Source organism: Stenotrophomonas rhizophila, from assembly GCF_003651185.1.
GTDB classification, from domain to species: Bacteria; Pseudomonadota; Gammaproteobacteria; order Xanthomonadales; family Xanthomonadaceae; genus Stenotrophomonas; species Stenotrophomonas maltophilia_Z.
Genome location: NZ_RCDC01000004.1, coordinates 1,111,183 through 1,137,544, shown reverse-complemented (window position 1 = coordinate 1,137,544; position 26,362 = coordinate 1,111,183). Strand labels below are relative to the sequence as shown.

The 26,362-nt window shown below is 66.8% G+C and carries 25 protein-coding genes; 18 read left to right on the top strand and 7 right to left on the bottom strand.

Annotation, left to right across the window (positions count from 1 at the left end; genetic code table 11):
- Positions 1-5: 5 nt before the first annotated feature.
- Together BCL79_RS05110 and BCL79_RS05105 are read left to right on the top strand one after the other, a co-directional pair.
- On the top strand, positions 6-929 hold the full coding sequence (locus BCL79_RS05110; RefSeq protein WP_428999401.1) for a phosphate/phosphite/phosphonate ABC transporter substrate-binding protein: 924 nt from the start codon (positions 6-8) through the stop codon (positions 927-929).
- A complete protein-coding gene (locus BCL79_RS05105) occupies positions 926-3,052 on the top strand; it encodes a putative bifunctional diguanylate cyclase/phosphodiesterase (protein WP_121038232.1) in 2,127 nt (708 codons plus the stop codon). The genes BCL79_RS05110 and BCL79_RS05105 overlap by 4 nt, the downstream gene beginning before the upstream one ends.
- 2 nt (positions 3,053-3,054) lie before the next feature.
- Here BCL79_RS05105 and epmB read toward each other — a convergent pair whose 3' ends face one another.
- Positions 3,055-4,059: an EF-P beta-lysylation protein EpmB gene (gene epmB / locus BCL79_RS05100; RefSeq protein ID WP_121038229.1), complete on the bottom strand. Its 1,005-nt coding sequence runs from the start codon at positions 4,057-4,059 to the stop codon at positions 3,055-3,057.
- 126 nt (positions 4,060-4,185) lie between these two features.
- Between epmB and efp the strand changes: the two genes are divergently transcribed.
- The 5 genes from efp (at position 4,186) to BCL79_RS05075 (ending at position 8,476) form a co-directional block, all read left to right on the top strand.
- Positions 4,186-4,755 carry an elongation factor P gene (gene efp, locus BCL79_RS05095; RefSeq protein ID WP_019182820.1) on the top strand — a complete coding sequence of 190 codons (570 nt, stop codon included), beginning with the start codon at positions 4,186-4,188 and terminating at the stop codon, positions 4,753-4,755.
- Positions 4,756-4,982: 227 nt separating this feature from the next.
- Positions 4,983-6,326: a TRZ/ATZ family hydrolase gene (locus BCL79_RS05090; RefSeq protein WP_121038228.1), complete on the top strand. Its 1,344-nt coding sequence runs from the start codon at positions 4,983-4,985 to the stop codon at positions 6,324-6,326.
- Positions 6,327-6,342: 16 nt separating this feature from the next.
- The gene (ubiG, locus tag BCL79_RS05085) at positions 6,343-7,074 is read left to right on the top strand and encodes a bifunctional 2-polyprenyl-6-hydroxyphenol methylase/3-demethylubiquinol 3-O-methyltransferase UbiG (protein ID WP_121038225.1); all 732 of its coding nucleotides are present in this window, start codon (positions 6,343-6,345) and stop codon (positions 7,072-7,074) included.
- Entirely contained in the window at positions 7,067-7,750 is a 684-nt protein-coding gene (locus tag BCL79_RS05080) for a phosphoglycolate phosphatase (RefSeq protein ID WP_121038222.1), read from the top strand. The genes ubiG and BCL79_RS05080 overlap by 8 nt, the downstream gene beginning before the upstream one ends.
- Before the next feature lie 18 nt (positions 7,751-7,768).
- The gene (locus tag BCL79_RS05075) at positions 7,769-8,476 is read left to right on the top strand and encodes a squalene/phytoene synthase family protein (RefSeq protein WP_121038219.1); all 708 of its coding nucleotides are present in this window, start codon (positions 7,769-7,771) and stop codon (positions 8,474-8,476) included.
- Between the two features lie 31 nt (positions 8,477-8,507).
- On the opposite strand, the gene BCL79_RS05070 is transcribed toward BCL79_RS05075, so the two are convergent.
- From BCL79_RS05070 to yidD, 3 genes are read right to left on the bottom strand one after another with little or no spacing between them, the layout of a single operon-like run.
- Positions 8,508-9,353, bottom strand: coding sequence for a M23 family metallopeptidase (locus tag BCL79_RS05070; protein ID WP_183073676.1), 846 nt, complete (start codon positions 9,351-9,353; stop codon positions 8,508-8,510).
- Positions 9,353-10,699 (bottom strand): dihydroorotase, encoded by a 1,347-nt coding sequence (locus BCL79_RS05065; protein WP_121038215.1) that lies wholly within the window; start codon positions 10,697-10,699, stop codon positions 9,353-9,355. Before BCL79_RS05065 ends, BCL79_RS05070 begins: the two co-directional genes overlap by 1 nt.
- Positions 10,700-10,957 carry a membrane protein insertion efficiency factor YidD gene (gene yidD / locus BCL79_RS05060; protein ID WP_121038212.1) on the bottom strand — a complete coding sequence of 86 codons (258 nt, stop codon included), beginning with the start codon at positions 10,955-10,957 and terminating at the stop codon, positions 10,700-10,702.
- 272 nt (positions 10,958-11,229) lie between these two features.
- Here yidD and dksA point away from each other — a divergent pair, with 272 nt between their 5' ends.
- The gene (gene dksA, locus BCL79_RS05055) at positions 11,230-12,501 is read left to right on the top strand and encodes an RNA polymerase-binding protein DksA (protein WP_121038209.1); all 1,272 of its coding nucleotides are present in this window, start codon (positions 11,230-11,232) and stop codon (positions 12,499-12,501) included.
- 892 nt (positions 12,502-13,393) lie between these two features.
- Here dksA and BCL79_RS05050 read toward each other — a convergent pair.
- From BCL79_RS05050 to cysS, 3 genes are all read right to left on the bottom strand, one after another.
- A complete protein-coding gene (locus tag BCL79_RS05050; RefSeq protein WP_121038206.1) occupies positions 13,394-14,647 on the bottom strand; it encodes an MFS transporter in 1,254 nt (417 codons plus the stop codon).
- Positions 14,644-15,084, bottom strand: coding sequence for a SufE family protein (locus BCL79_RS05045; RefSeq protein ID WP_121038203.1), 441 nt, complete (start codon positions 15,082-15,084; stop codon positions 14,644-14,646). Before BCL79_RS05045 ends, BCL79_RS05050 begins: the two co-directional genes overlap by 4 nt.
- Positions 15,085-15,234: 150 nt before the next feature.
- Positions 15,235-16,602: a cysteine--tRNA ligase gene (gene cysS, locus BCL79_RS05040; protein ID WP_121038200.1), complete on the bottom strand. Its 1,368-nt coding sequence runs from the start codon at positions 16,600-16,602 to the stop codon at positions 15,235-15,237.
- Positions 16,603-16,857: 255 nt separating this feature from the next.
- Here cysS and BCL79_RS05035 point away from each other — a divergent pair, with 255 nt between their 5' ends.
- The 10 genes from BCL79_RS05035 (at position 16,858) to BCL79_RS04990 (ending at position 26,349) form a co-directional block, all read left to right on the top strand.
- Positions 16,858-17,430, top strand: coding sequence for a hypothetical protein (locus BCL79_RS05035; RefSeq protein WP_121038197.1), 573 nt, complete (start codon positions 16,858-16,860; stop codon positions 17,428-17,430).
- A gap of 360 nt (positions 17,431-17,790) precedes the next feature.
- Positions 17,791-18,801, top strand: coding sequence for an N-acetylornithine carbamoyltransferase (locus BCL79_RS05030; RefSeq protein WP_121038194.1), 1,011 nt, complete (start codon positions 17,791-17,793; stop codon positions 18,799-18,801).
- A 92-nt stretch (positions 18,802-18,893) separates the two neighbouring features.
- On the top strand, positions 18,894-20,087 hold the full coding sequence (locus BCL79_RS05025) for an argininosuccinate synthase (RefSeq protein ID WP_121038191.1): 1,194 nt from the start codon (positions 18,894-18,896) through the stop codon (positions 20,085-20,087).
- A 63-nt stretch (positions 20,088-20,150) separates the two neighbouring features.
- A complete protein-coding gene (locus tag BCL79_RS05020) occupies positions 20,151-20,600 on the top strand; it encodes a GNAT family N-acetyltransferase (RefSeq protein ID WP_121041150.1) in 450 nt (149 codons plus the stop codon).
- A gap of 5 nt (positions 20,601-20,605) precedes the next feature.
- Positions 20,606-21,694: an acetylornithine deacetylase gene (locus BCL79_RS05015; protein ID WP_428999400.1), complete on the top strand. Its 1,089-nt coding sequence runs from the start codon at positions 20,606-20,608 to the stop codon at positions 21,692-21,694.
- 73 nt (positions 21,695-21,767) lie between these two features.
- The gene (locus BCL79_RS05010; RefSeq protein WP_183073675.1) at positions 21,768-23,093 is read left to right on the top strand and encodes an acetylglutamate kinase; all 1,326 of its coding nucleotides are present in this window, start codon (positions 21,768-21,770) and stop codon (positions 23,091-23,093) included.
- 5 nt (positions 23,094-23,098) lie between these two features.
- Positions 23,099-23,698, top strand: a complete 600-nt coding sequence (locus BCL79_RS05005; RefSeq protein ID WP_121038188.1) for a GNAT family N-acetyltransferase — start codon at positions 23,099-23,101, stop codon at positions 23,696-23,698.
- Positions 23,695-24,648, top strand: coding sequence for an N-acetyl-gamma-glutamyl-phosphate reductase (gene argC, locus BCL79_RS05000; protein WP_121038185.1), 954 nt, complete (start codon positions 23,695-23,697; stop codon positions 24,646-24,648). Before BCL79_RS05005 ends, argC begins: the two co-directional genes overlap by 4 nt.
- Before the next feature lie 75 nt (positions 24,649-24,723).
- Positions 24,724-26,019, top strand: a complete 1,296-nt coding sequence (gene argH, locus BCL79_RS04995; protein WP_121038182.1) for an argininosuccinate lyase — start codon at positions 24,724-24,726, stop codon at positions 26,017-26,019.
- 69 nt (positions 26,020-26,088) lie between these two features.
- Positions 26,089-26,349 (top strand): YciI family protein, encoded by a 261-nt coding sequence (locus tag BCL79_RS04990; RefSeq protein WP_121038179.1) that lies wholly within the window; start codon positions 26,089-26,091, stop codon positions 26,347-26,349.
- Positions 26,350-26,362: the final 13 nt, after the last annotated feature.

The following is a 26,362-nucleotide window of genomic DNA, read 5'->3' as shown; positions in this document are numbered from 1 at the left end:
TGGGCTTGTCGGGACTGCGAAGGCTGCTGCAGAGCGTAGTGCTGTGTCTGGCCATCGTCGCGATGACCGGCCCGGTGTGGGCCGGGCCCGCTCAAGTGCTGGTGCTGGGCCGGATCAGCGACGACCCCAGGTCACACTATGCGCAACTGCAGCCCCTGCTCGATTACGTGATTCCGCGCATGCACGATGTTGGTATCACCGAAGGCCGCATCCTGATGGCGCGCGATACCCAGCAGATGGGCAGTTACCTGCGCCGCGGCCGTGTCGATTGGGTGACCGAGACCTCCGGTACCGCCGTCGCGCTGGGGTTGCGCAGCGGCGCCAGGCCGCTGCTGCTGACCGAGCGCAGCGGCGTTCGCGACTACTACACCGTGTTTTTCGTGCGCCGCGACAGCCCCATCCAGACGCTGGGAGACCTGCGTGGGCACACCCTGGCGTTGCAGAACGTGGCCTCCACCAGCGCGTATCTGGTGCCGGTGATGACCCTGCTGCAGCATGGCGAGACGCCGGAAATCCTGGCCTCGATCGGCGATGTCGCCGCGCCGGATACGGTGGGTTACGTGTTCGCCCGGTCGGAATCGAACATCGCCACGTTCGTCCATAAGGGGCTGGTCGATGCCGGTGCGGTGAGCAGCGTGGACTGGTCCGATGCCAAGCGCATTCCGGCCAATTTCCTGCGCGATTTCCGCATCATCCATCGCACCGAACCGTATCCGCGTGCGGTCGAAATGGTGCGTGACGACCTGGATCCGAAGGTGCGCGACCGGTTGCAGCAGGTGCTGCTGGATGCCGCATCGGATCCGCAGGCGCAGCCGGCATTGAAAACATTTTTTGGTACGTCCGGGTTCCACCGGGTGGATGCGCAGATGCAGCACCGGCTGGATGAATTGAAACAAGGCTTGACGCGCGTGCGGATGGAAGTGGAATGAGTCGCTTGGGTTCGGGAATGCAGGCCCGCTTCGTGCTGGCGATGGGCGGCGCGATGCTGGTCGTGGTGGCGATCGTGGCCGTGGTGCTGGGGCGCCAGGCGACGATGCAGGATGAGGTGCAGCACCTCAGCGGGACGGTCATCCATGACCTGTTCGACCGCAGTGTGCGCAGCCGTGGCGAAGCGCTGGCGCGGGAGCTGTCCGATGCGCTGGCCAATCCGCTCTATTACAACGACCTGGAGCAGGTCGGCGCGCTGGTACGCAATACCTCGCGGCAGCAGGTGGTGCGCTATGTGCTGGTATTCGATGACAACGGCAGGCTGATCCACGACGGCACGGTGGACGTGCTCGAGTTTGGCCAGCCGATGACCGATCCGCTCGCGGCGGGCGCGGCCGGCGCGCGCGCGCTGGTGGTGCAGCAGTCGCCCAAGGTGCTCGACAACGCGATGCCGATCATGATCGGCAACCAGCGGATCGGCGGCGTGCGCGTGGGGATGGCGCTGGACGATGTGCAGGCCATGGAGCAGCAGGCCAACCAGACCCTGGGCGATCGCCTGCAGCAGGTCGGCAAGCGGCACCTGGGCTGGCTGCTGCTGATGCTCGGCCTGCTGGTTGGAATCGGCGCGGTGGTGATCATCTACGTGCAGCGCACCCTGGTCACGCCGATCCGCTGGCTGGCCGGTGCCGCCCGCCAGATCGAGGCCGGCGATTACACCCTGCAGATGCCGGAGATCCGGCGCCAGGATGAGGTCGGTGAGCTGATGCGCGCGTTCGGTCGCATGAGCCAGGCAATTGCCCGGCACGACCGTGAGGTGCGGCACATGGCCTATACCGATGCCCTGACCGGGCTGACCAACCGGCTGGCTTTCCGCGAGGCGCTGGATCACCGCTTGATGGCGGCGCGGGCCTCCGGGCATCGGCTGGGGCTGCTGTTCGCTGACATGGACGATTTCAAGCGCGTCAACGACACGCTGGGCCACGAGGCCGGTGACGAGGCCTTGCTGCAGTTCGCACAGCGGATCAGCGCGGCGGTGGCCCAGGCCGGCGGCGATGAGGCGCTGCTGGCGCGCTTCGGTGGCGATGAGTTCGTGATCCTGATCGGTGACGGCGATGTTCCCGCCGGGGCCCGTGAGCTGGCCGAGATACTCGTGCGTGAACTGGGCAAGCCGCTGGTGGTGCAGGGCCGCGAGTTGTTCCTGGGCACCTCGATCGGCGTGACCCTGTTTCCGGACGATGCCGCCGATGCCACCACGCTGCTCAAGAACGGCGACATCGCGATGTACCAGGCCAAGATGGCCGGCAAGAACTGCTACCGCTACTACAGCCGGGCCATGGATCACGCGGTCGAGCGCCGCGTGCACATGGAGCAGGAGCTGCGCGGTGCCTGGGAGCGCGGCGAACTGCGGCTGGCCTATCAGCCGATCTACCGGACCCGCGACCGCCGCATGGTCGGCGTGGAGGTACTGCTGCGCTGGCAGCACCCCACCCTGGGCACGATTCCGCCCTCGGTGTTCATCGAAGTGGCCGAGCAGAGTGGGCTGATCGAGGTGATCGGCCCCAAGGTGCTGCGCGCGGCCTGCACCGAGGCGGTGCAGTGGCCACCCGGCGCCGATGGTGAAGGGCTGTTCGTCTCGGTCAACGTGTCACCGCGCCAGCTGCGGGGCGGCGAGCTGCCGACTCTGGTCGCCGAGTGCCTGCGCGACACCGGGCTGCCGGCGTCGCGCCTGCACCTGGAACTGACCGAAACCGCCGTGATCGGCGATGAAATGCTGGCTGCCGCGCTGCTGGACAAGCTGCACCGGACCGGCGTCAAGGTCTGGCTGGACGATTTCGGAACCGGCTTCTCCGGCCTGAGTCATCTGCGCCAGGTGCCGGTGGACGGGGTCAAGATCGACAAGAGCTTCGTGGCCGACATGCAGCGTGACCCGGACGATCTGGCGTTGACCACGGCGATCATCGCCATGGCCCATGCGCTGGGGATCACCGTGGTGGCCGAAGGTATCGAGCAGGAAGTGCAGTTCGATCTGCTGGCCCAGCGCGGCTGCGACCTGGCCCAGGGCTACTGGCTGAGCCATCCGGTCAGCGCGACCGAGGTGGTGCAGCTGCTCGAATCGGGCAGCTGACGCTAGACCGGGCGCTTGCTGCTGTCGCCGGAGATCTCGCGGACCAGCTTGGGCACCAGGTAGCCGGACAGGCGTGCGGTCAGCTGTGCATGCAGGTCCTTGGCGGTGTCGTCGGCCACTTCGAAATGGGCGACGCCTTCGACCCGGTCCACCTGATACAGGTAATAGGGCAGCACGCCCGCCGCGAAACTGCGCTCGCTCAACGCCTGCAGCGCCTGGATCGAATCGTTGACCCCGCGCAGCAGCACCGCCTGGTTGAGCAGGGTGGCGCCGGCCGCGCGCAGGCGCGCCATCGCAGCATCCACGGTCGCATCGAATTCGTTGGCGTGGTTGGCATGGATCACGAACGCCACCGGCCACGGCAGCGAGGCGATCCACTGCACCAGCTCGTCGTCCACGCGTTCGGGCAGCACCACTGGCAGGCGGCTGTGGATGCGCAGGCGGCGCAGGTGCGGAATCTGCTTCAGGGCCTGGGTCAGCTCCACCAGCTTGTGGGTCGCCAGCGACAGCGGGTCGCCGCCGGACAGGATCACCTCGTCGATGTCCGGGTCCTGCGCGATCGCGTCGACCGCATCGCGCCAGCCCTCGCGGGCCGCGTTCTCGGCGCCGTAGTCGAAATGGCGGCGGAAGCAGTAGCGGCAGTTGATCGCGCAGCTGCCGGTGGTGACCAGCAGGGCACGGCCGCGGTATTTCTGGATGACCCCGGTGGCCTTCTTGGCCGCGCCGTCGCCCACCGCATCCAGGCTGAAGCCGGGCACGACCTTCAGCTCGTCGGTGATCGGCAGGACCTGCCGGAGCAGGGGGTCATGCCGGTCGCCATGGCGCATCCGGGCCGCGAAGCCCTGCGGCACGCGCACCGCGAACTGGCCGGCCGCCTCGTCAGAGACCCCCAGCGCCACCGGATCCAGCCCCAGCTGCCGCAGCAGCTCGCGCGGGTCGCGGATCGCCTCGCGCCACCGTTGCTGCCAGCGGACGGGGGCGGCCAGGGGCATGGCGGAAAGCTGCATGGAATGGGGGCCTGCGGTTATCATGTGGGTCAGAAATATCGAGTCACCCCACCGGTGTCGGTGGGATTTCCCATTCTATCCGGCTCGCCGCGCCTGCGCGGCGTTTGCCCATTCAGGAGTTTCAGCATGGCCACTGTTGGCATGAACGACGTCAAGAACGGGATGAAGATCCTGGTCAACAATGAACCAGCGGTCATCACCGAGACCGAATACGTCAAGCCGGGCAAGGGCCAGGCCTTCACCCGCATGAAGTACCGCTTCATCAAGTCGGGCCGTGTGGTCGAAATGACCATGAAGGCTACCGATGACGTGGAGAAGGCCGATGTTGTCGATACCAATATGGACTTCATGTACAGCGACGGCGAGTTCTGGCACTTCATGGACCCGGAATCCTTCGAGCAGGTGCAGGCCACCAAGGCCGGCATGGGCGGCGCCGAGAAGTGGCTGAAGGGCGAAGAGTCCTGCATCGTCACCCTGTGGAACGGCGAGCCGATCTTCGTGCAGCCGCCGAACTTCGTGGAACTGAAGATCACCGAAACCGATCCGGGCGTCCGTGGCGACACTTCGGGCGGCGGCGGCAAGCCGGCCACCCTGGAAACCGGCGCGGTGGTCCGCGTGCCGCTGTTCGTCAACCAGGATGAAATCATCAAGGTCGACACCCGCTCGGGCGAATACTCCGCACGCGCAGGCAAGTAATCCGGGTACGCGGCAGCGCATCCGCGCTGGCGCTCCCACGATCCGCGCCGCGGATCGTGGGCCCCAACTCACCCGCATCCACACCCCGCCGCTTCGCGGCCGTCCCTGATTCAGGGGCTAGTCCTCCAGAAGCATCGCGGTAGCCGTCCAGCATGGGACCGGTCTTCTGAAGGTTCGAGGTAGGCCCTGCCGTAGGCTGACCTGTTTCTCCAGCAAAGTGAGCCCGCATGACCGACACCGCACGCATTCCCGAAACCTGTGACCTGCTGATCGAAGCCGGTTACGTGGTCCCGATCGAACCGCATGCGGTGGTGCTGGAAGACCACGCCGTGGCCGTACGTGGCAGCGAAATCATCGCGATCCTGCCGCGCGCCGAGGCCCGTGCGCGCTTTGCCCCCGTCCAGACCGTCTCGCGTCCCGACGCCGCCCTGATGCCGGGTCTGGTCAACGCGCACACCCACAATCCCATGACCCTGCTGCGGGGCGTCGCCGACGACCTGCCGCTGATGGTCTGGCTGCAGCAGCACATCTGGCCGGTGGAAGCGGCGGTGATCGGGCCGGAGTTCGTGGCCGACGGCACCACCCTGGCGATCGCCGAGATGCTGCGCGGCGGTACCACCTGCGCCAACGAAAACTACTTCTTCTCCGACGTCCAGGCCGCCGTCTACAAGCAGCACGGGTTCCGTGCGCTGGTCGGTGCGGTGATCATCGATTTCCCGACCGCCTGGGCCAAGACCGACGACGAGTACTTCGCCAAGGCCGGCGACCTGCACGACCAGTGGCGCAACGATCCGCTGATCGGCACCTCGTTCGCCCCGCACGCGCCGTACACCGTCAACGACGCGAACTTCGAACGCGTGCGCATGCTGTCCGACCAGCTGGACATGCAGGTGCACCTGCACACGCATGAAACCGCGCAGGAAATCAGCGACTCGCTCAAGCTGCACGGCCAGCGTCCGCTGGCGCGTCTGGATCGGCTCGGCCTGGTCAACGACCGCCTGATCGCGGTGCACATGACCCAGTTGACCGAGGCCGAGATCCACCTCTGCGCCGAGCGCGGCGTCAGCGTGGTGCATTGCCCCGAATCCAACCTCAAGCTGGCTTCCGGGTTCTGCCCGGCGTGCGCGCTGCAGCGCGCCGGTGTGAACCTGGCGATCGGCACCGATGGCTGCGCCAGCAACAATGACCTGGACATGTTCAGCGAGAACCGCACCGCGGCGATCCTGGCCAAGGCCGTGGCCAATGACGCCACCGCGCTGGACGCGGCCACCACGCTGCGTGCGGCCACCCTGGGCGGCGCACGCGCGCTGGGCTTCGGCGACCGCATCGGCTCGATCGAGGTCGGCAAGCAGGCCGATCTGGTCTGCGTGGATCTCTCCGCGCTGGAAACCCAACCGTTGCACCATGTGCTCTCTCAGCTTGTCTACGCGGCCGGCCGCCACCAGGTCAGCGATGTCTGGATCGCCGGCCAGCCCAAGCTGGTCCAGCGCGAACTGGTCGGCATGGACACCGCCGCGATCGTCGCCAACGCCCGCCAGTGGCGCGAGCGTATCCGACACATCCGTGCTTGATGCATCAAGGATCCCCATGAACACCCCCCATGCTTCCACCAATTTCGATCAGGCCGAACTGGACAAGTTCGCCGCGCTCGCCAACCGCTGGTGGGACGTCGATGGCCCGCAGAAGCCGCTGCACGCGTTGAACCCGGTGCGCCTGCAGTACGTCGCCCAGCGCGTCACCCTGCGCGGTGCCCGCGTGCTCGATATCGGCTGCGGTGGCGGGCTGCTCAGCGAGGCGCTGGCCAAGGAAGGCGCGGACGTCACCGCGATCGATCTGGCCCCGGAACTGGTCAAGGTCGCCCGCCTGCACGGGCTGGAGTCGGGCGTCACGGTCGACTACCGCGTGCAGGCCGCTGAAGACCTGGCCGCCGAACAGCCGGGCAGCTTCGATGTGGTCACCTGCATGGAAATGCTCGAGCATGTGCCGGACCCGGGCGCGATCATCGCCGCCTGCCATCGCCTGCTCAAGCCGGGCGGCCAGCTGTTCCTGTCCACCGTGAACCGCACCCCGGCCGCGTTCGCCGTGGCGATCGTCGGTGCCGAGTACGTGGCGCGGCTGCTGCCGAAGGGCACGCACCACTACCAGGATTTCATCAAGCCGGCCGAGCTGGGCAAGTGGCTGCGCGAGGCCGATTTCAACCTGCGCGATGTCAGCGGCATGGCGTATGAGCCGTGGCGCAACCGTGCCCGCCTGAGCACGCGCACCGACATCAATTACCTGGCCCACGCGGTCAAGCCGGACGACGCGGCTCGTGTCTGAGTTCGGTTTCCCGCCGGCGGTGCTGTTCGATCTGGACGGCACCCTGCTGGACAGCGCACCGGACATGCTGGCCACCGCCAACGCGATGCTGGCCGCGCGCGAGCGCGCGCCGATCACCCTGGGTGCGCTGCGCCCGGTGGTCTCCAAGGGCTCGCGTGCGATGGTCTCGGTGGCCTTTCCCGAGCTGGGGCAGGCCGAGCGTGATGCGCTGGTGCCGGAGTTCCTGGCGCGCTACGAAGGCCTGATCGGCCAGCATGCCGTGCTGTTTGATGGCATCGCCGGGATGCTCGACGCGCTCGATGCGGCCGGCTGCGCGTGGGGCATCGTCACCAACAAGCCCGAATACCTGGCCCGGCTGATCGTGCCGCAGCTGGGCTGGGAACAGCGCTGCAAGGTGCTGATCGGCGGCGATACCCTGGCCCAGCGCAAGCCGCATCCACTGCCGCTGCTGGCTGCCGCCGAGCGCATGGGCATCGCCCCGGGTACCTGTGTCTACGTGGGCGATGACGAGCGCGACATCGTCGCCGCCAACGCCGCCGGCATGGCCTCGGTCGCCGCGCTGTGGGGCTATCGGCTCGATGCCGACGATCCCATGGCCTGGGGCGCCGACACGCTGATCGCACGTCCCGAACACCTGCAACATGCCAAGGCGTGGCCGCTTCCGCGCACGCTCTAGCCTTTCAAGGAATACACCGTGAGTACTCCCAGCGCCCTGGACAGTTTCCTGGACAAGTGGCGGACCCGCTGGCCCGAGTGGCAGGTGGCCGAACGCTTCGTGCCCGAGCACCAGCGCACCCTGGTGGTGGCGTGGTTCTCGCTGCTGCAGGAGTTCGACGACATCCTCAATACCGCCGGCGACCCGTTGCCGTCCGACGCCAAACTGGCGTGGTGGGGTGAAGAGCTGCGCAGCTGGTCCGCACAGCGCTCGCGCCATCCGCTGGGCCGCGTGCTTGAGCCGGTGCGCGCGCCGTGGGCGCAGCTGGCCGAGACCCTGCCGGATCTGATCGACGCGCGTGCGGTGCCGGTCGATCCGGCGCAGGCGCTGCGCGCGCTGCAGGCCTATGCGGCCGCGGTGGCCGCGGTCGAAGCGGTGATGTTCGATACCCCGGCGCGTGGCGATGTCGCCACCCCGGTGCTGTTGCAGACCCTGGCCCAGCGGCTGCACGAGAGTGGCGTTGCCGCCATTCCGCGTTCGCTGCTGGCCGAGGATGACACCGCCGCACCGCGCAGGTGGGCGCAGCAGTTGCTGGCGAAGTGGCCGGCGCGGGTTGCCGGCCCGCGGCCCCGCCGGCTGTACGCCGCGTTGGCCCGTGCCCGCCAGCAGACCTGGGCGCAGGACCGTCAGTACCAGGCCACGCCGATGCGTACGCTGTGGCTGACCTGGTGGGCTGCGCGAGGCTGAGCGTGGGTGCCGGCCAGCGGCCGGCCCTCCGTTACTTTCCGCGTTCCAGCACCAGCAGCGGGTCGATGCGGGTATCGAACCAGTTCATGCCCCAATGCAGGTGCGGGCCGGTCGCGCGACCGGTCGCACCGACAGCGGCGATCACTTGGCCCTGCTCGACGCGGTCGCCGACCTTCACGTCGATGCGCGACAGATGCAGGAAGTTCGAACTGATCCCGAAGCCGTGATCCAGCAGCAGCGTGCCGCCTGTCAGGTACAGGTCCGGGCCGGCGAAGGTGACCACGCCGGCGGCCGGTGCCTTCACCGGGGTGCCGGTCGGCACCGCGATGTCCATGCCGGAGTGGCCCGAACCGGGTTGGCCGTTATAGACGCGCGCATTGCCGAAGCGGCCGCTGATGCGGCCCTGCACCGGCCAGATGAAGGCCTGTGCGAAGTCGGCGCGATTGTCATCGCGGGCACGCGCGGCGGTGACCTGCGCCTGCTCACGCTTGATCCGTTCGGCAATCGCCGGCGGCGGATTGACCGTCTTCGGCGGCACGCCATTGACGCGCTCGGTCGGCCAGTCACGCGGGGTGACCGCGATGCTGGCCGTTTCGCTGCCGCCGTCCGGGCGCGTCACCTGCACCTGCAGTGGACCTTTCTCATCGCGGCCGATGCCGAACACCACGCTGCCGTACCCGCTCACGCGCAGGGTGCGGCCGCCGTACTGCACGACGCTGCCGGCCGGCACCTTGCCGATCACCATCGCGCCCTGCGAGGCGCTGGCCGGAAACACCACGCGCGCATCGGCCTGGGCCACGGCGGGCGAGGGCAGTAGACTGCCCATCGCCGCGACGCCTGCGGCCGCCAGGGCCGCGCGCAACACCCGTGCCCGCATCAGCGGTCGAAGCTCATGCGCTGGCCGTTCGGCGAGCCCACCAGCTTCTCGCCATCCCAGGCCAACTGCCCGTTGACCCAGGTCGAGGCAATGCGCGAACGGAAGGTGGTGCCTTCAAACGGCGACCAGCCGCACTTGGACAGCACGTCTTCGCGCTTGACGGTGAACGGCACGTCTTCGACCAGCACCAGATCGGCGAAGTAGCCTTCGCGCAGGTAGCCACGCTGGCTGACATCGAACAGCTGCGCCGGCGCGTGCGCGAACTTCTGCACGACCTGGGTGATCTCCAGTTTGCCTTCGTGTACCAGTTCCAGCGCGGCGACCAGCGCGTACTGCACCAGCGGCAGGCCGGACGGCGCCTGTGCATAGGGCTTCTGCTTTTCTTCCCAGGTGTGCGGCGCATGATCGGTGGCGAGCACGTCGATCACGTCATCGGCCACGGCGCGGGTCAGCGCCTCGCGGTCGCTGGCTTCCTTGATCGCCGGGTTGCACTTGATCAGGTTGCCCAGCCGTGCGTAATCGCTGCGGTCGAAACGCAGGAAGTGGATGCACGTTTCGGCGGTGATCTGCTTGCGGCTGCCATCGGCGCGGATCAGCGGGCCGCGTTCGAACAGGGCCAGCTCATCAGCGGTGGAGATGTGCAGCACGTGCAGGCGGGTACCGTGCTTCCTGGCCAGCGACACGGCCAGCTCGGAGGACTTCAGGCAGGCCTCGCGCGAGCGGATGTCCGGGTGCTGCTCGGCACTCAGGGCATCGCCATACTTCTCGGCGTACTCCTTGGCCTTGGCATCGATCATCGGCGTGTCTTCGCAGTGCGTGATGATCGGCGTGGGCGCATCGCGGAAGATCGCATCGAGCGTTTCCGGGTTGTCGACCAGCATGTTGCCGGTGGAGGCGCCCATGAACACCTTGATGCCCGGCGCGGTCTTGGGATCCAGCGACTGGATGTGGGCCAGGTTGTCGTTGCTGGCGCCCATGTAGAAGCCGTAGTTGGCGCGTGCGCGGCCGGCGGCGGCATCGTATTTGGCCTGCAGGATCTCGGCGTTGAGCGTGGGTGGATTGGTGTTGGGCATGTCCATGAAGCTGGTCAGGCCCCCGGCGACGGCCGCGGCCGATTCGGTCGCGATGTCGCCCTTGTGGGTCAGGCCGGGCTCACGGAAATGGACCTGGTCGTCGATCATGCCCGGCAGCAGCCAGCGGCCGGCGGCGTCGACGACGGTTTCGCCGGGGCGGGCATCCAAACCGGGGCCGATCTGCGCGATGCGGCCATCTTCGATGCGCAGGTCCCCCTGGGTGATGGTGCCTTCGTTGACCAAGCGGGCGTTGACGATGAGCGTGGAGGACATTCAGTGTTTTCCTGTGCAGCGGCAGGTGGCGTCATGCGCGGCGCGCGGGGGCACCTCGTCGATGCCACCGGGATGGAAGGGATGGCAGCGGCCCAGCCGGCGCGCGGCCAGCCAGCTGCCGCGCGCGGGGCCATGGGTGGCGATGGCTTGCATGGCGTATTCAGAACAGCTGGGCATGAAGCGGCAACGCGGCCCCAGCAACGGGCTGATGAAGCGCTTGTAGAAGCGCAGCAGGGCGATGAGCAGGCGTGAGATCACCCCCCAATCTTATTCCAGTTGGCATGAAGGGCGCATTTGTCGCAGGATGGGGCGTTGGACCCGTCCGCACCCACGCGCGCGACGGGCCACCCCGGCGGTGTCGCCGGGTCAGGTACCGAACTGCGCACGTTGGCCCGCCTGCCAGGTGGACCGGTCGCACGCCTTGCGACTCCGGGGCTGAACGGAGTAGGCGGTGTGGTTGCTGCTGCTGGTCGGGTAGGCTATAAAGGCCCGCTTTCCCGGGCCCCGGGGAATCCAAGGAAGAGCGTTTCGTGGCTGCTAAAAAAACTGCAAAGAAGGCCGTCAAGGCCGCCAAGAAAACCGCCAAGCCTGTTGTAAAGAAGTTGGCGGCCAAGTCCGTTGCCAGGAAGCCGGCCGCCAAGCCGGCTGGCAAGCCTGCATCCAAACAACCGGCGGCCAGGACGGCACCCGTTAAAAAGGCGGCCAGCACGTCGCCGGCCAGGACCGTCAAGAAGGCTGTCGCCAAGAAGCCTGCTGCCAAGACGGTGGTGGCCAAGAAGACCGTCGCCAAGAAGGTCGTTGCCAAGAAGTCGACGGTCGCCAAGCCGGTTGCCACGCCCGCCAAGCGCGCGGCAGGCAAGCCGGTGAGCAAGGCGCCCGTCAAGAAAGCCGCTGCCAGCAAGACGGCAGCCAAGAAGACCGTGACGCCTGCTGTCGCCAAACCGGCGGCCAAGCCGGCACCGGCGAAGAAGACCGCAGTCAAGCAGGCACCGGCTACGCCGGTGAAGGCCAGCAAGACCGCCAGCAAGCCCGTGGCACCCAAGCCGGCCACCAAGCCGGTTGCAGCACCCGTAGTGAAGTCCGCACCGAAGCCGGCATCGCCGGCGCCGGCCAAGTCTGTCCCGGCCAAGAGCCCGGCCAAGGCGGCACCTTCTCCGGCGTCCGCGCCGGCGCCGGTCGCCCCTGTCGCCGCCTCCAAGGCCCCGCAAAACAAGAATCCCGTGCCCGTTTCGAAATCGCCTGCAAAAACCCCCGCCAAGTCCGAGTCCGCCCCCAAGCCCGTGTCCCGTCCGGTCGGCAAGGTCGCCGTTGCCGTGGCAGCGCGTTCGGCCGCCCCGGCCCCTCGCACCAAGGTGAAGGTGGTGGAATACAAGACTGACGAAGCCACCGGTCGTCCGATCCTGCCCGACGGTTACAAGCCGAGCGCGGAAGAGGAATACATGAGCCCGCTGCAGCTGGAGTATTTCCGCCAGCGCCTGCAGCACTGGCGCAATGATCTGGTGGAGGAATCCAAGCAGACCATCGCGAATCTGCAGGAGGAAGTGCGTGATATCGGCGATGAGGCCGAGCGCGCCACCCGCGAGACTGAGAACTCGCTGGAACTGCGTACCCGCGATCGTTATCGCAAGCTGATCGGCAAGATCAACAGCACGCTGAAGCGTCTGGAAGATGGCGATTACGGTTTCTGTGTGGATACGGGCGAAGAAATTGGCCTGGACCGTCTGGAAGCCCGCCTGACCGCTGAGCGCACGATCGATGCGCAGGAGCGTTGGGAGCATCTGCAGAAGCAGCAGGGCGACTGATCGCGCTGTTGGTTGTGCTGTTCTACGAAAAAACCCGGCTTCGGCCGGGTTTTTTTTGGCTGGCTGTTTGTTTTTGGTTCGGGTTGGTTCGGGTTGGTCGCGAAGGGCGTTGGCGCCTTGCTGTCTGGTGCTCGAGTGGGTCGGGCAGCCCGGTCCGGGACCCGCCGTAAACCCATCCATGGGGGCTCGTAGTGCGGCATCCATGCCGCACGCGGTCCCGGACCGGGCTACCCGACCCACTCCCGATACGTTCACGGGTGGGCGGCTGGAAGAGCCTGGACTCCCGCTTTCGGCACGCTCTGAATCAGCTGCCAGGGTTGGCTGGGCCTTCAGGAACTACCAAACGCTGGTCTGGATGCTTGTGCCGCGGCGCGCGGTATTCATGTGTGGTGTGGATCTACCGGCTAGGCGGGCGCGCCGAAAATTACGCAATCTGCAATCCGCTTGCACCCGGAGGCGAGACCGAAGCCGCAAGACGCAAGACGCAAGCCGCAAGCCGTAAGCGGTATGTCGTAAGCCAGCAGCTAACAGCCAAAAGCCAAAAGCTAAGCGCTGACAGCTGACAGCGAACAACCGGCGTCGCACTCCGTGAGTGATAAGCGGTGAGGAGTCGGCTATTTGCTTTTTGCCTGTCGTCGTTTGTTCTTCGCTGTTGATTCCGCGCAAGCAACCCACTGTCCATGGGTGGACGGGTGGCGCAGTGAAGGACCGTGTGCGGCATGGATGCCGCACTACGAGCCCCCATGGATGGGTTTACGGCGGGTCCTGCACTGCGCTGCCCGGCCGCCCAACCCCAGGCACAGGAAGGCGCCGAGCCGACAACGCATGCACCCCAACCGCGCGGCGCCAGCCAACCAGCTGGCCAGCACCAAGCAATGAGCCGGCCAAATGCTCAATGCAGATCGCGCAGGTTCAACCGCCGCAGCGTCGGATTCTTCCACGCCGTAATGCCCGCCACGCTCAACACCGCAAAGCCGCCCAGCACCACCGCCGGGACCAGCCCCAACAGCTTGGCCATCGTGCCCGCATAGAACGCACCCAGCTCATTGGACGAACTGATGAAAATGCCATTGATCGACGACACCCGACCACGCATCTCCTCCGGCGTCGCCAACTGCAGAATCGTCGAACGCACCACCACCGACACACCGTCGAACGCACCGTAGAACAACAGGATCGCCGCCGACAGCCAGAAATTCGACGACAGCCCGAAGCCGATCACGCACAGGCCAAAGCCGGCCACCGCGAACAACAGCACACGCCCCGCATTGCGCTGCAGCGGCCGACGCGCCAGCCACAGCCCCACGCACACCGAACCCAGCGCCGGCGCCGCACGCAGCACGCCCAGCCCCTCCGGGCCGTGATGCAGAATCTCGTGCAGGAACGCCGGCAGCATCGCCACCACGCCGCCGAGCAACACCGAAAACATGTCCAGCGCCATCGCCCCGACCATGATCTTGTTGCCCAGCACGAACCGGCCGCCCTCGGCGATGCTCTTGAAGATCGGCGCCGCCGGGCCCGTGTGCACCGGCTCGGAGACGCGCAGCGCCGCCAGGCAGCCCAGCGCGATCAGCGACACGCCTACCGCCACGCCATAGGCCACGCCCTTGCCGCCCCACGCCACCAGCGCACCGCCCAGGGCCGGCCCGAGCACCATGCCGGCCTGGAAGACGACCGCGCCAAGGCCGGCTCCGCGGGCGTACTGCGTACGCTCCAGCACGCGGGCGAACAGAGCGTTGTAGATCGGCGAGAGGAACGCGCGGACCATGCCGGTCAGGGCGATCGCCGCATAGATCGGCCACACTCCGTGGAACGGCAGCCAGCCCTGGGCGACCGCGGTCAACACCAGTGCGGTCATCACCAGCCCGCTGCAGGCGACCATGCCCAGCCGGCGGCGGGGCAGGTGGTCGACCAGGTAGCCGGCAAACGGCGCCACGCAGAAGAACGGCAGCACCTCGGCCAGGCCGACCAGGCCCAGCGAGAACGGATTGCGGGTGACCTCGTAGATATGCCAGCCGACCGTCACCGCGACGATCTGGTAGGACAGCATCGCGAAGATGCGGTACGCCAGCACCAGCGAAAAGCCTGGGCGGGCCAGCAGCTGCAGGGCGCTGTCCGGCTCCTGCGGATCGGCGGAGAGCGTCACGACTGCGCTTGGGCGGTGTCGCGGATGAAGGCCAGCATCGCCGCGACGCCGTTGCTGCGGGTCGGCGACAGGTGGCGCGACAGCCCGATGTCCTGGATGTAGTTCGGCTCGGTGGCCAGGATGTCGGCCGCCGAACGGCCCGAGTAGACGCGCAGGGCCAGGTAAATGAGCCCGGAGACGATCGCCGAATCACTGATGGCGTGGAAGCGCAGCGCCTCGGCATTGCCGTCCGGCACGATCCAGACCATGGACTGGCAGCCGAGCAGGCGATGTTCCTCGGTTTTCCACGCTTCCGGGAAGGGGGGCAGTTTGCGGCCGAGGTCGATCAGGTACTGGTAGCGCTCGGACCAGTCACCGAAGAACGCGAATTCCTCGGCGATGGCTGCCTGGGCTTCAGCAGCGGTGGGTTCGAGCGGGAACGGGGAGGTGGGGGTCATGGGGGCTCCGGGTCGGTGTTCGCCGTCCGTGGGTGACCGTGCAGTTGCGGGGGGAGGCAGCCCGGCCGTCCGTGGCCGGGGCGATGTCATGGCAATGCCCAGTGGATCGGGCGGTGTCGGGTAGCGCCCGACGGTCAGCCGGGCGGTCGTTCAGCGCTTGCGCGACCAGCGCACGCCTTGGGCGGTGTCTTCCAGCACGATGCCCTCGGCGGCCAACTGGTCGCGGATCGCATCGGCGCGGGCGAAGTCGCGGGCCTGCTTGGCAGCGGCGCGTTCATCGATCAGGGCCTGGATGGCCGCATCGTCGTCGTTGCCGCCTGCGGTGCCAAACCAGGCCGCGGGATCCTGCTGCAGCAGGCCCAGCGCCAGGCCGGCACCGAGCAGCGCGGACTTCCAGTGCGCCTTGTCGGCGTCGGCAGCCTTGCGTGCCTCACCGGCGATACGGGCCAGCTCGGCCAGTGCCTGTGGGGTGTTGAGGTCGTCATCCAGCGCGGCCTCGATCTCGGCCGGAATCACCGCAGCGGCGTCCACCCCGACCAGATCGCGCAGGGTGCCGTACAGGCGGTCCAGGGTGCGCACCGACTGCTCGATCAGCGCATCGGACCAGTCCAGCGGCTGCCGGTAGTGGGCCGACAGCAGGGCATAGCGCAGCGCCTCGGGGGCATGCTGGCGGACCAGATCGTGCACGCGCTCGATGTTGCCGATCGACTTGCTCATCTTGGCGCCGCCGAAGTTGAGCATGCCGTTGTGCAGCCAGAACCGGGCGAAGGTCTGCCCGCCGTGCGCGCACTCGCTCTGGGCGATCTCGTTCTCGTGGTGCGGGAACTGCAGGTCCACGCCGCCGGCATGGATATCGATGGTCGGCCCCAGGTGCGCGGCGGCCATCGCCGAGCACTCGATGTGCCAGCCCGGGCGGCCACGGCCCCAGGGCGACTCCCAGCCGGGCAGGTCGTCGCTGGAGGGCTTCCAGAGCACGAAATCGCCCGGGTCGCGCTTGTACGGGGCGACATCCACGCGCGCACCGGCCAGCATCTCGTCAGGGTCACGGCGCGAGAGCTTGCCGTAGTCGGCGTAGGAGCTCACCGAGAACAGCACGTGGCCTTCGGCCGCATAGGCATGCCCGTTGGCGATCAGCTGCTCGATCATCGTCACGATCTGCGGAATGTGCGCGGTGGCTTCCGGCTCGATGTCCGGCGGCACCACGCCCAGCGCGGCCATGTCCTCGCGGTAGGCGGCGGCGAAACGGTCGGTGATGGTGCTGATCGGGACGTGCTGCTCGCGCGCGGCCGTGTTGATCTTGTCATCCACGTCGGTGATGTTGCGGGCATAGCGCAGGCCGCCGAAGCGGCGGCGCAGCAGATCGGCCAGTACCCCGAACACCACCGGCCCACGGGCATTGCCGATGTGGACGTAGTTGTAGACCGTGGGGCCACACACATACAGGGTCGGACAGGTCGGATCGAGCGGGGTGAACGGTTCGAGCTGGCGTGTCAGGTTGTTGTGCAGGCGCAGGGTCATGAGGGTCGGGAGCGGGGGTAAGCGGTCGATTTTAGAACGTGTCGGGGGCTTTGGGGGGATGTGGGCAGGGCAGGCAGGCGACCCCGGCCGCCGGCGGTGTGGCTGAAGGCTTCAGGGGTTCCGTCCCGTCGTGGCGGGCTTCCGGCCCCGCAGGTGGGGTCGGCCTATGGGCAGAAACGTCACGGAAGGGTAATGTTCAGCCCCTTGTGCTTGCCACTGCCTAAACTATCCCTCTTGTCCTTTTCCTTGTTGCCAATGAAATCCGCTTCGTTGTTGACGCTGGTCTGCCTGCTCGGAAGTGCCGCCTTCGGGGCGTGCGCCCAGGAGGGTGAGGTGCGCAACCGGGTGGTGATCGTGGAGAACGTCAAGTTCGACTACGCCCAGGTGCTCAACGTCGAGCCGGTCTTCCAGACCCTGCGCGCCACCCGCACTGAAGAGCACTGCGAGCCGGTCTCCACCCGCACGCTCGCGCCGGTCAACGTCACCGGCGAGGAGCCGCAGGAAGACAAGGGCCGCTTCGGCCGCTTCATGGATTCGGTGCGCTCGATCTTCCGCCGGGAGGACGGCAGCACCGACGAAAGTGGCTACTCAGAAACGGTGGTGGTCGAGGCCACGCCGGCCAACACCGGGCCGTTGTTGACCCGGGATTGCAAGATCATCCCGGTCGGCCGTGAGTTCCGCCGCCCGATCGCCTACGACGTGGACTACGTCTACAAGGGCACCAAGTACCGTTCCCGCCTGCCTGAAGACCCGGGCAACCGGCTCAAGATCCGCGTTTCGATCACCCCGTGGGTGGGCAACGAGCAGGCCGGTGGCGCCAACCCGTGACACCTCCCGTCGCCTCACGGGCGACGCCTTCAACCTGAATTTCCATTCAGGCCTTGCACCCGCCCCGGGTGCATGCAAAGATGGGCGGCCATGAAACTCACCGACTTCCAGCACGACACCAGCGCCGCCCGTATGGCTACGGGCATGACGTCGCGTGCCCGCCGACCGGAACCCCACATTTTCGCTGGGTAACCGGAGCTTCGTGCTGCCTGTTTGGAAAACCCAGCCCCCGCGCTGGGTTTTTTCGTTTCTACGATCTGAAAAGTTTCATCTGTATACGTTTTGTTGAGCCCTGAACGCGCCCCGGCGCCCCCAACCCCTGCCGGAAACGGTGGAAAACCAGCCGCAAAGGATCGATCGATGTCCCTGAAGCACTTCCTGAACACCCAGGATTGGAGCCGCACCGACCTGGATGCCCTGTTGACCCAGGCCGCGTTGTTCAAGCGCAACAAACTGGGCGACGAGCTCAAGGGCAAGTCGATTGCCCTGGTGTTCTTCAATCCCTCCATGCGCACCCGCACCAGCTTCGAGCTGGGCGCGTTCCAGCTGGGCGGCCACGCGATCGTGCTGCAGCCGGGCAAAGACGCCTGGCCGATCGAGTTCAACCTGGGCTCGGTGATGGACGGGGACACCGAGGAGCACATCGCCGAAGTGGCCAAAGTGCTGGGCCGCTATGTGGACCTGATCGGCGTGCGTGCCTTCCCGAAGTTCATCGACTGGACCAAGGACCGCGAGGACGAAGTGCTCAAGAGCTTCGCCAAGTACTCGCCGGTGCCGGTGATCAACATGGAAACCATCACCCACCCGTGCCAGGAACTGGCCCACGTGATGGCCCTGCAGGAACACTTCGGCACCCAGGACCTGCGCGGCAAGAAGTACGTGCTGACCTGGACCTATCACCCCAAGCCGCTCAACACCGCGGTGGCCAACTCGGCGCTGACCATCGCCACCCGCATGGGCATGGACGTGACCCTGCTGTGCCCGACCCCGGATTACATCCTGGATGAGCGCTACATGGGCTGGGCCGAGCAGAACGTCGCCGAGAGCGGCGGTTCGCTGCAGGTCAGCCATGACATCGCCAGTGCCTACGCCGGCGCGGACGTGGTGTACGCCAAGAGCTGGGGCGCGCTGCCGTTCTTCGGCAACTGGGAACCGGAGAAGCCGATCCGCGATCAGTACAAGCACTTCATCGTCGACGAAGCCAAGATGGCGCTCACCAACAACGGTGTCTTCAGCCACTGCCTGCCGCTGCGTCGCAACGTGAAAGCGACCGACGGCGTGATGGATTCGGCGCAGTGCATCGCGATCGACGAAGCCGAAAACCGCCTGCATGTGCAGAAGGCGATCATGTCGGCATTGATCAGCCGCTGATCGAACGCCTCCAATGGTGCAGCCACGCATGGCGTGGCTCTACCCGCACCAACCCAGATTCTTACCGCATCCCCCTATTGGACCTGACCCCCATGAGCAACAAAGACATCGTCCTGGCCTTCTCCGGCGGACTCGACACCAGCTTCTGCGTGCCTTACCTGCAGGAGCGCGGCTACAACGTGCACACCGTGTTCGCCGATACCGGCGGCGTGGATGACGAAGAGCGCGATTTCATCGAGCAGCGTGCCGCCGAGCTGGGCGTCACCAGCCACGTCACCGTCGATGGTGGCCCGGCGATCTGGAGTGGTTTCGTCAAGCCGTTCGTGTGGGCCGGCGAAGGCTACCAGGGCCAGTACCCGCTGCTGGTCTCCGATCGCTACCTGATCGTGGATGCCGCGCTCAAGCGCGCCGCCGAGCTGGGCACCAACATCATCGCCCACGGCTGCACCGGCATGGGCAACGACCAGGTCCGTTTCGACCTGGCCGTGAAGGCACTGGGCGATTACCAGATCGTCGCGCCGATCCGTGAGATCCAGAAGGAACACACCCAGACCCGCGCCTATGAGCAGAAGTACCTGGAAGAGCGTGGCTTCGGCGTGCGTGCCAAGCAGCAGGCCTACACCATCAACGAGAACCTGCTCGGCCTGACCATGTCCGGCGGCGAGATCGACCGTTGGGAAGCCCCGGGCGAGGGTGCCCGCGGCTGGTGCGCCCCGCGCAGCGAATGGCCGGTCGAGCCGCTCACCGTGACCCTGACGTTCGTCGAAGGCGAAGCGGTCGAGCTGGATGGCAAGGCGCTGCCGGGTGAGCAGATCCTGGCCAAGCTCAACAAGCTGTTCGCCCCGTACGGCGTCGGCCGTGGCGTCTACACCGGTGACACCGTGATCGGCCTGAAGGGCCGCATCGTGTTTGAAGCGCCGGGCCTGGTCTCGCTGCTGGCCGCGCACCGTGCGCTGGAAGATGCGGTGCTGACCAAGCAGCAGAACCGCTTCAAGCCGGACGTGGCACGCAAGTGGGTGGAGCTGGTGTACGAAGGCTTCTACCACGACCCGCTCAAGACCGACATCGAGGCCTTCCTGAAGTCCTCGCAGACCAAGGTCAACGGTGAAGTGGTGCTGGAGACCCGTGGTGGCCGTGTGGATGCCGTGGCCGTGAAGTCGCCGCACCTGCTCAACGCCAAGGGCGCCACCTATGCACAGTCGGCCGACTGGGGCGTGGAAGAGGCCGAAGGCTTCATCAAGCTGTTCGGCATGAGCTCGACGTTGTATGCGCAGGTGAATCGCTGATCGATTGATCGACGTGTCCGGCGGGTGCGCGCCACCCGCCGGGCGTTGAACTGGACCGAGACCATGAACCTGCACGTCTGCACCGATAAACAGCGGCTCGATGTCGCGCTGATTCACCGGTATCTGTCGACCCAAGCGTATTGGAGCGAAGGGATTCCACGGGAAACGGTGCAGCGGGCGATCGACGGCTCCTTGTGCATCGGCGGCTATCTGGACGATGGCAGTCAGGTGGCCTTTGCCCGGGTGATCACCGACGGTGCGACCTTCGGCTACCTGGCCGATGTGTTCGTGCTGCCCGACCACCGGGGGCGCGGCTACAGCACGGCGTTGATCGAGGCGTTGCTGGCGCAGCCGGCGCTGCAGGGCCTGCGCCGTTTCATGCTCGCCACCCGCGACGCGCATGGCCTGTACGCGCGTTTCGGATTCGATGCTCCGGCGCGCCCGGAGCTGCTGATGGAAATTGCGCGACCCACGATCTACCAGGATGCGGCCGTTGCCGCAGTGAAGGACTGACCCGCATGCTCGAAAACACCCTTACCCACCTGCAGGCCCTGGTGTCGTTCGACACGCGCAATCCGCCGCGTGCGATCACCACCGGCGGCATCTTCGATTACCTGCGTGCGAACCTGCCCGGGTTCAATGTGGAGGTGATCGACCATGGCGACGGTGCAGTCAGCCTGTATGCGGTGCGTGGCACCCCGAAGTACCTGTTCAACGTGCACCTGGATACCGTGCCGGATTCGCCGCATTGGACGGCCGATCCGCACGTGATGCGGCGCGCCGAGGACCGCGTGATCGGACTGGGCGTGTGCGACATCAAGGGCGCCGCGGCGGCGTTGGTGGCGGCTGCGAACGCCAGTGATGGCGACGCCGCGTTTCTGTTCTCCAGCGACGAGGAGGCCAACGACCCGCGTTGCATCGCCGCGTTCCTCGCCCGTGGCATTGCGTATGAAGCGGTGCTGGTGGCCGAGCCGACGATGAGCGAAGCGGTACTCGCGCACCGTGGCATCAGCTCGGTGCTGATGCAGTTCAAGGGCCGCGCCGGGCATGCCTCGGGCAAGCAGGATGCGGCCGCCAGCGCACTGCATCAGGCGATGCGCTGGGGCAACCGCGCGTTGGACCATGTCGAGTCGTTGTCGCATGCGCGCTTCGGCGGGCTCACCGGCCTGCGCTTCAACATCGGGCGCGTGGAAGGCGGCATCAAGGCCAACATGATCGCACCCGCCGCCGAGGTGCGCTTCGGCTTCCGCCCGCTGCCGTCGATGGATATCGATGCGCTGCTGGCCACCTTTGCCGGTTTCGCCGAACCGGAGGCCGCGGTGTTCACCGAGACCTTCCGTGGGCCCAGCTTCCCGGCCGGCGATATTGCCGAAGCAGAAAACCGCCGGCTGGCCGCGCGTGACGTGGCCGATGCGCTGGATATCCCGATCGGCAACGCGGTGGATTTCTGGACCGAGGCTTCGCTGTTCTCGGCCGGGGGTTACACCACGCTGGTGTACGGCCCGGGCGACATCGCCCAGGCCCACACCGCCGATGAGTTCGTGACACTGGAGCAGCTGCAGCGTTACGCCGCGTCCGTGCACCGCATCATTGCGCACGGCGCCTGATCGAATGACGCCGTCGTGGTCCCCCACTGACGGAACTCCCATCGCGGCCCCGGCCGCCTGCGACGATATCGAAATGCCTTCTTCCCAGCCCCACCGCCAGACCCGTCAGACCATCGTGCGCCTGCTCTCGAGCATGGCCAGCGCGAAGGAAATCAGCCAGTACCTCAAGCGTTTCTCGCAGCTGGACGCCAAACGCTTCGCCGTGGTCAAAGTCGGCGGCGCGGTGCTGCGCGATGACCTGGAGGCGCTGACCTCCTCGCTGTCGTTCCTGCAGGAAGTCGGCCTGACCCCGATCGTGCTGCATGGCGCCGGCCCGCAGCTGGATGCCGAACTGTCGGCGGCCGGCATCGAGAAGCAGACCGTCAACGGCCTGCGCGTGACCTCGGCCGAAGGCCTGGCGATCGTGCGCCGGGTGTTCCAGGCCTCCAATCTGCAGCTGGTCGAAGCCCTGCAGCAGAACGGCGCACGCGCGACCTCGATCACCGGCGGCGTGTTCGAAGCCGAGTACCTGGATCAGGACACCTACGGCCTGGTCGGTGAGGTCAAGAAGGTCAACCTGGCCCCGATCGAAGCAAGCCTGCGTGCCGGCTCGATCCCGGTGATCACCAGCCTGGGCGAAACCCGCTGCGGGCAGATCCTCAACGTCAACGCCGATTTCGCCGCCAATGAGCTGGTGCAGGAACTGCAGCCCTACAAGATCATCTTCCTGACCGGCACCGGCGGCCTGCTTGATGAAGAGGGCAAGGTGATCGATTCGATCAACCTGTCCACCGAGTACGACCAGCTGATGCAGCAGCCGTGGATCCATGGCGGCATGCGGGTCAAGATCGAGCAGATCAAGGACCTGCTCGATCGCCTGCCGCTGGAATCGTCGGTGTCGATCACCCGCCCGGCGGACCTGGCCAAGGAGCTGTTCACCCACAAGGGCTCGGGCACGCTGGTGCGCAAGGGCGAGAAGGTGCTGCGCGCCACCGCGTGGGATGCGCTCGATCTGCCGCGCCTGAAGCAGCTGATCGAATCCAGCTTCGGCCGTACCCTGGTGCCGGACTACTTCCAGAAAACCAAGCTGCTGCGCGCCTACGTCAGTGAGAACTACCGCACCGCGGTGATCCTTACCGACGAGCCCGAAGGCGTCTACCTGGACAAGTTCGCGGTGCTCGATGACGCGCAGGGCGAAGGCCTTGGCCGCGCGGTCTGGAATGTCATGCTGGACGAAACCCCACAGCTGTTCTGGCGCTCGCGCAACGGCAACCCGATCAATCACTTCTATTACGCGCAATCCGATGGCTGCTACAAGCAGGGCCACTGGAAAGTGTTCTGGTTCGGCGCCGATGGCTTCGACCGCATCAAAGCGTACGTCGAGCATTGCGCCGCACGCACCCCCAGCCTGGAGGGCTGAACCTCATGAATCTCGCCGATTGGACCAAGGTCCCCACACTGGCCGGCACCCACGCCCGGCTGGAGCCGCTGCAGATGGCGCACATCGATGGCCTGCGCGGTGCACTGGGGGATGGCACCTTGTCCAAGCTCTGGTACACCCAGGTGCCGAGTGCGAAGACCATGACCGCCTATGTCCAGGCCGCGCTTCAGGCGCAGGCCGAGGGCAAGGTGCTGCCGTTCGCGGTCCTCAACGAGGCCGATGAAGTGGTCGGCACCACCCGCTACTACGATCTGGACGCCGAGGTGCCGCGCCTGAGCATCGGCTACACCTGGTATGGCGAGGCCGCCCAGCGCACCGGCATCAACACCGAGACCAAGCTGATGCTGCTCACCCACGCCTTCGAGCGGCTGGAATGCCTGAGCGTGGTGTTCGAGACCAGCTGGTTCAACCTTACCTCGCGCACCGCGATCGCACGGTTGGGCGCCAAGCAGGACGGCGTGCTGCGCAACCACAAGCGCCACCCGGATGGCACCCCGCGCGATACCGTCATCTTCTCCATCATCGATGCGGAATGGCCGGGGGTGAAACGCCACCTGCAGCACCGCCTGGACGCACACGCATGAGCACCAAGATCTTCACTGTCGGCATCGTCGGCGCCCGCGGCCACACCGGCGCCGAGCTGATCAAACTGATCGCCGCCCACCCGCGCCTGCAGCTGGGCTTCGTGTCCTCGCGCGAACTGGCTGGCCAGCGCGTGAGCGACCACCACAGCGATTGGCACGGTGAACTGCAGTTCGAGAACCTGGATGCGGATGCTGTCGCCGCCAAGGGCATGGACGCCGTGATCCTGGCACTGCCCAATGGCCTGTCCGCGCCGTTCGTCACCGCGCTGGATGCGGCCAGGCCGGACACGGTGATCGTCGATCTGTCGGCCGATCACCGCTTCGAGCCGAGCTGGTATTACGGCCTGCCGGAGCTGACCCGGGGCGACTACCTGGGCCAGAAGCACATCAGCAACCCGGGCTGCTACGCCACCGCGATGCAGCTGGCGATCAGCCCGCTGCTGCAGCAGCTGGCCGGCCCGCCGCAGTGCTTTGGTGTTTCCGGCTACTCCGGCGCGGGCACCACGCCCTCGGACAAGAACAATCCCGAACTGCTGCGCGACAACCTGATGCCGTATGCGCTGACCAACCATGTGCACGAGCGTGAAGTGACCGCGCACCTGCGCGTGCCGGTCGAATTCATGCCGCATGTGGCGCCGCACTTCCGCGGCATCACCATGACCGTGAACCTGTGGCTCAACACGGTGGTCACGCGCGAGGACGTGATCGCTCTCTATCAGAAGTACTACGCCAACGAAGCGTTGATCGACGTGATCGACGAAGCGCCCTGGGTAAGCCAGATTGCGGGCCGGCACGGCGTGCAGATCGGCGGCTTCGACGTGGCCCCGGGCGGCAAGCGCGTGGTGGTGGTGGCGACTCTGGACAACCTGCTCAAGGGCGCGGCCACCCAGGCGATGCAGAACCTCAACCTGGCGCTGGGCCTGGACGAACTGGCTTCCATCCCGCACTGAATTCCCACGGCGCAGCGCGGCCCCCTGCGCGCGCCCTGACAACCCGGCGGAGCGAATCCGCCTACGGAGCAAGACATGGCAGACCTTCTGTGGCAGAAGCCCGGCGTGGCGGTAGACGCCAAGATCCAGACCTTCCTGGCCGGCGATGATGTGATCCTGGACCGCGCGTTCTTCCTGTACGACGTGGCGGCCAGCAAGGCGCATGCGCAGGGCCTGGAGAACATCGGCATCCTCGCCCACGACGAGCGCATCGGCCTGCAGCGCGAGCTGGACGTGCTGGCCGAGGATTTCCGCAGTGGCGCGTTCGTGCTGGATGAGCGCTTCGAGGATTGCCACTCGGCGATCGAAGCGCGCCTGACCGAGCGCCTCGGCGATGCCGGCCGCAAGATCCACACCGGGCGCAGCCGCAACGACCAGATCCTGGTGGCGACCCGGCTGTGGCTGAAGGACAAGCTGCTGCGCGTGGCCGAGCTGAGCCGCGAGATCGCCAAGGTCGCGCTGGATCGCGCCGAGGCCGAAAAAGACCTGCCGGTGCCGGGCTATACCCACATCCAGCGCGCCGTGGTGTCCTCGGCGGGCATGTGGTGGGCCGGCTGGGCCGAAGCCTTCATCGACAACGCGATCCGCGCGCACGACACCTTCACCCTGATCGATGCCAATCCGCTCGGCACGGCCGCCGGTTATGGCGTGAACCTGCCGCTGGACCGCGCGCACACCACCGAGGCACTCGGCTTCGCGCGGATGCAGATCTCGCCGATCTACGCGCAGCTCTCGCGCGGCAAGTTCGAGCTGGCCGCACTGGAAGCGCTTGGCGGCGCCACCCTGGATCTGCGCCGCATCGCATGGGACCTGTCGCTGTTCACCAGCGGCGAGTTCGGCTTTGTCGCGCTGCCCGCGCAGTACACCACCGGCAGTTCGATCATGCCGAACAAGCGCAACCCGGACGTGATCGAACTGATGCGTGCCACCCACGCCAGCGTGGCCGCGGCCCGCACCGAGATCGAGCAGTTGCTGTCGCTGCCGTCGGGCTATCACCGCGATCTGCAGAGCAGCAAGGGCGCGATCTTCCATGGCTTCGGCCGCGGTCTGGCCGCGCTGGAACTGCTGCCAGCGCTGCTGGCCAACCTGGAATGGCGCGATGACAAGCTGCGTGCGGCGATCGACTCGGGCATGTACGCCACCGATGTCGCCGTGGAAGCGGCGGTGGCCGGTGTGCCGTTCCGCGAGGCCTACAAGGCCGCCGCCGCGGCGGCGGATACGGCCGGGCAGGGGCGGACCCCCGAAGGCAGCCTGGCCGCGCGCGTGTCGCCCGGCGCGGCCGCCGACCTGCGGCTGGATGAACTGCGCGCCCGCTGGGCCGCACTGGTGTAATCACGACGGCGGCCGCAAGGCCGCCGTTTTTGTAACGTCTTGCCGGGCGAGCCCGGGAAAAGGATCCACATGAAAACCTGTTACCTGGTGATGGTCACCCGCACGCCGGACTTCCGCGATGACGTGGGTGCCGAGCACGTGCGCTTTCTCGATGCGGTGCGGGCCCGCGGGCAGCTGCTGCTGACCGGGGGCTTCACCGACAAGAGCGGTGGCGCCTACGTGCTGCAGGACATCGCCGACCTGGCCGCCGCGCAGGCGCTGGTCGACACTGATCCGCTGCTGGTGCACGGCAGTGCCACCGCCCGTATCCACGAATGGAGCACGCGCTGAGCGCACCGATCAC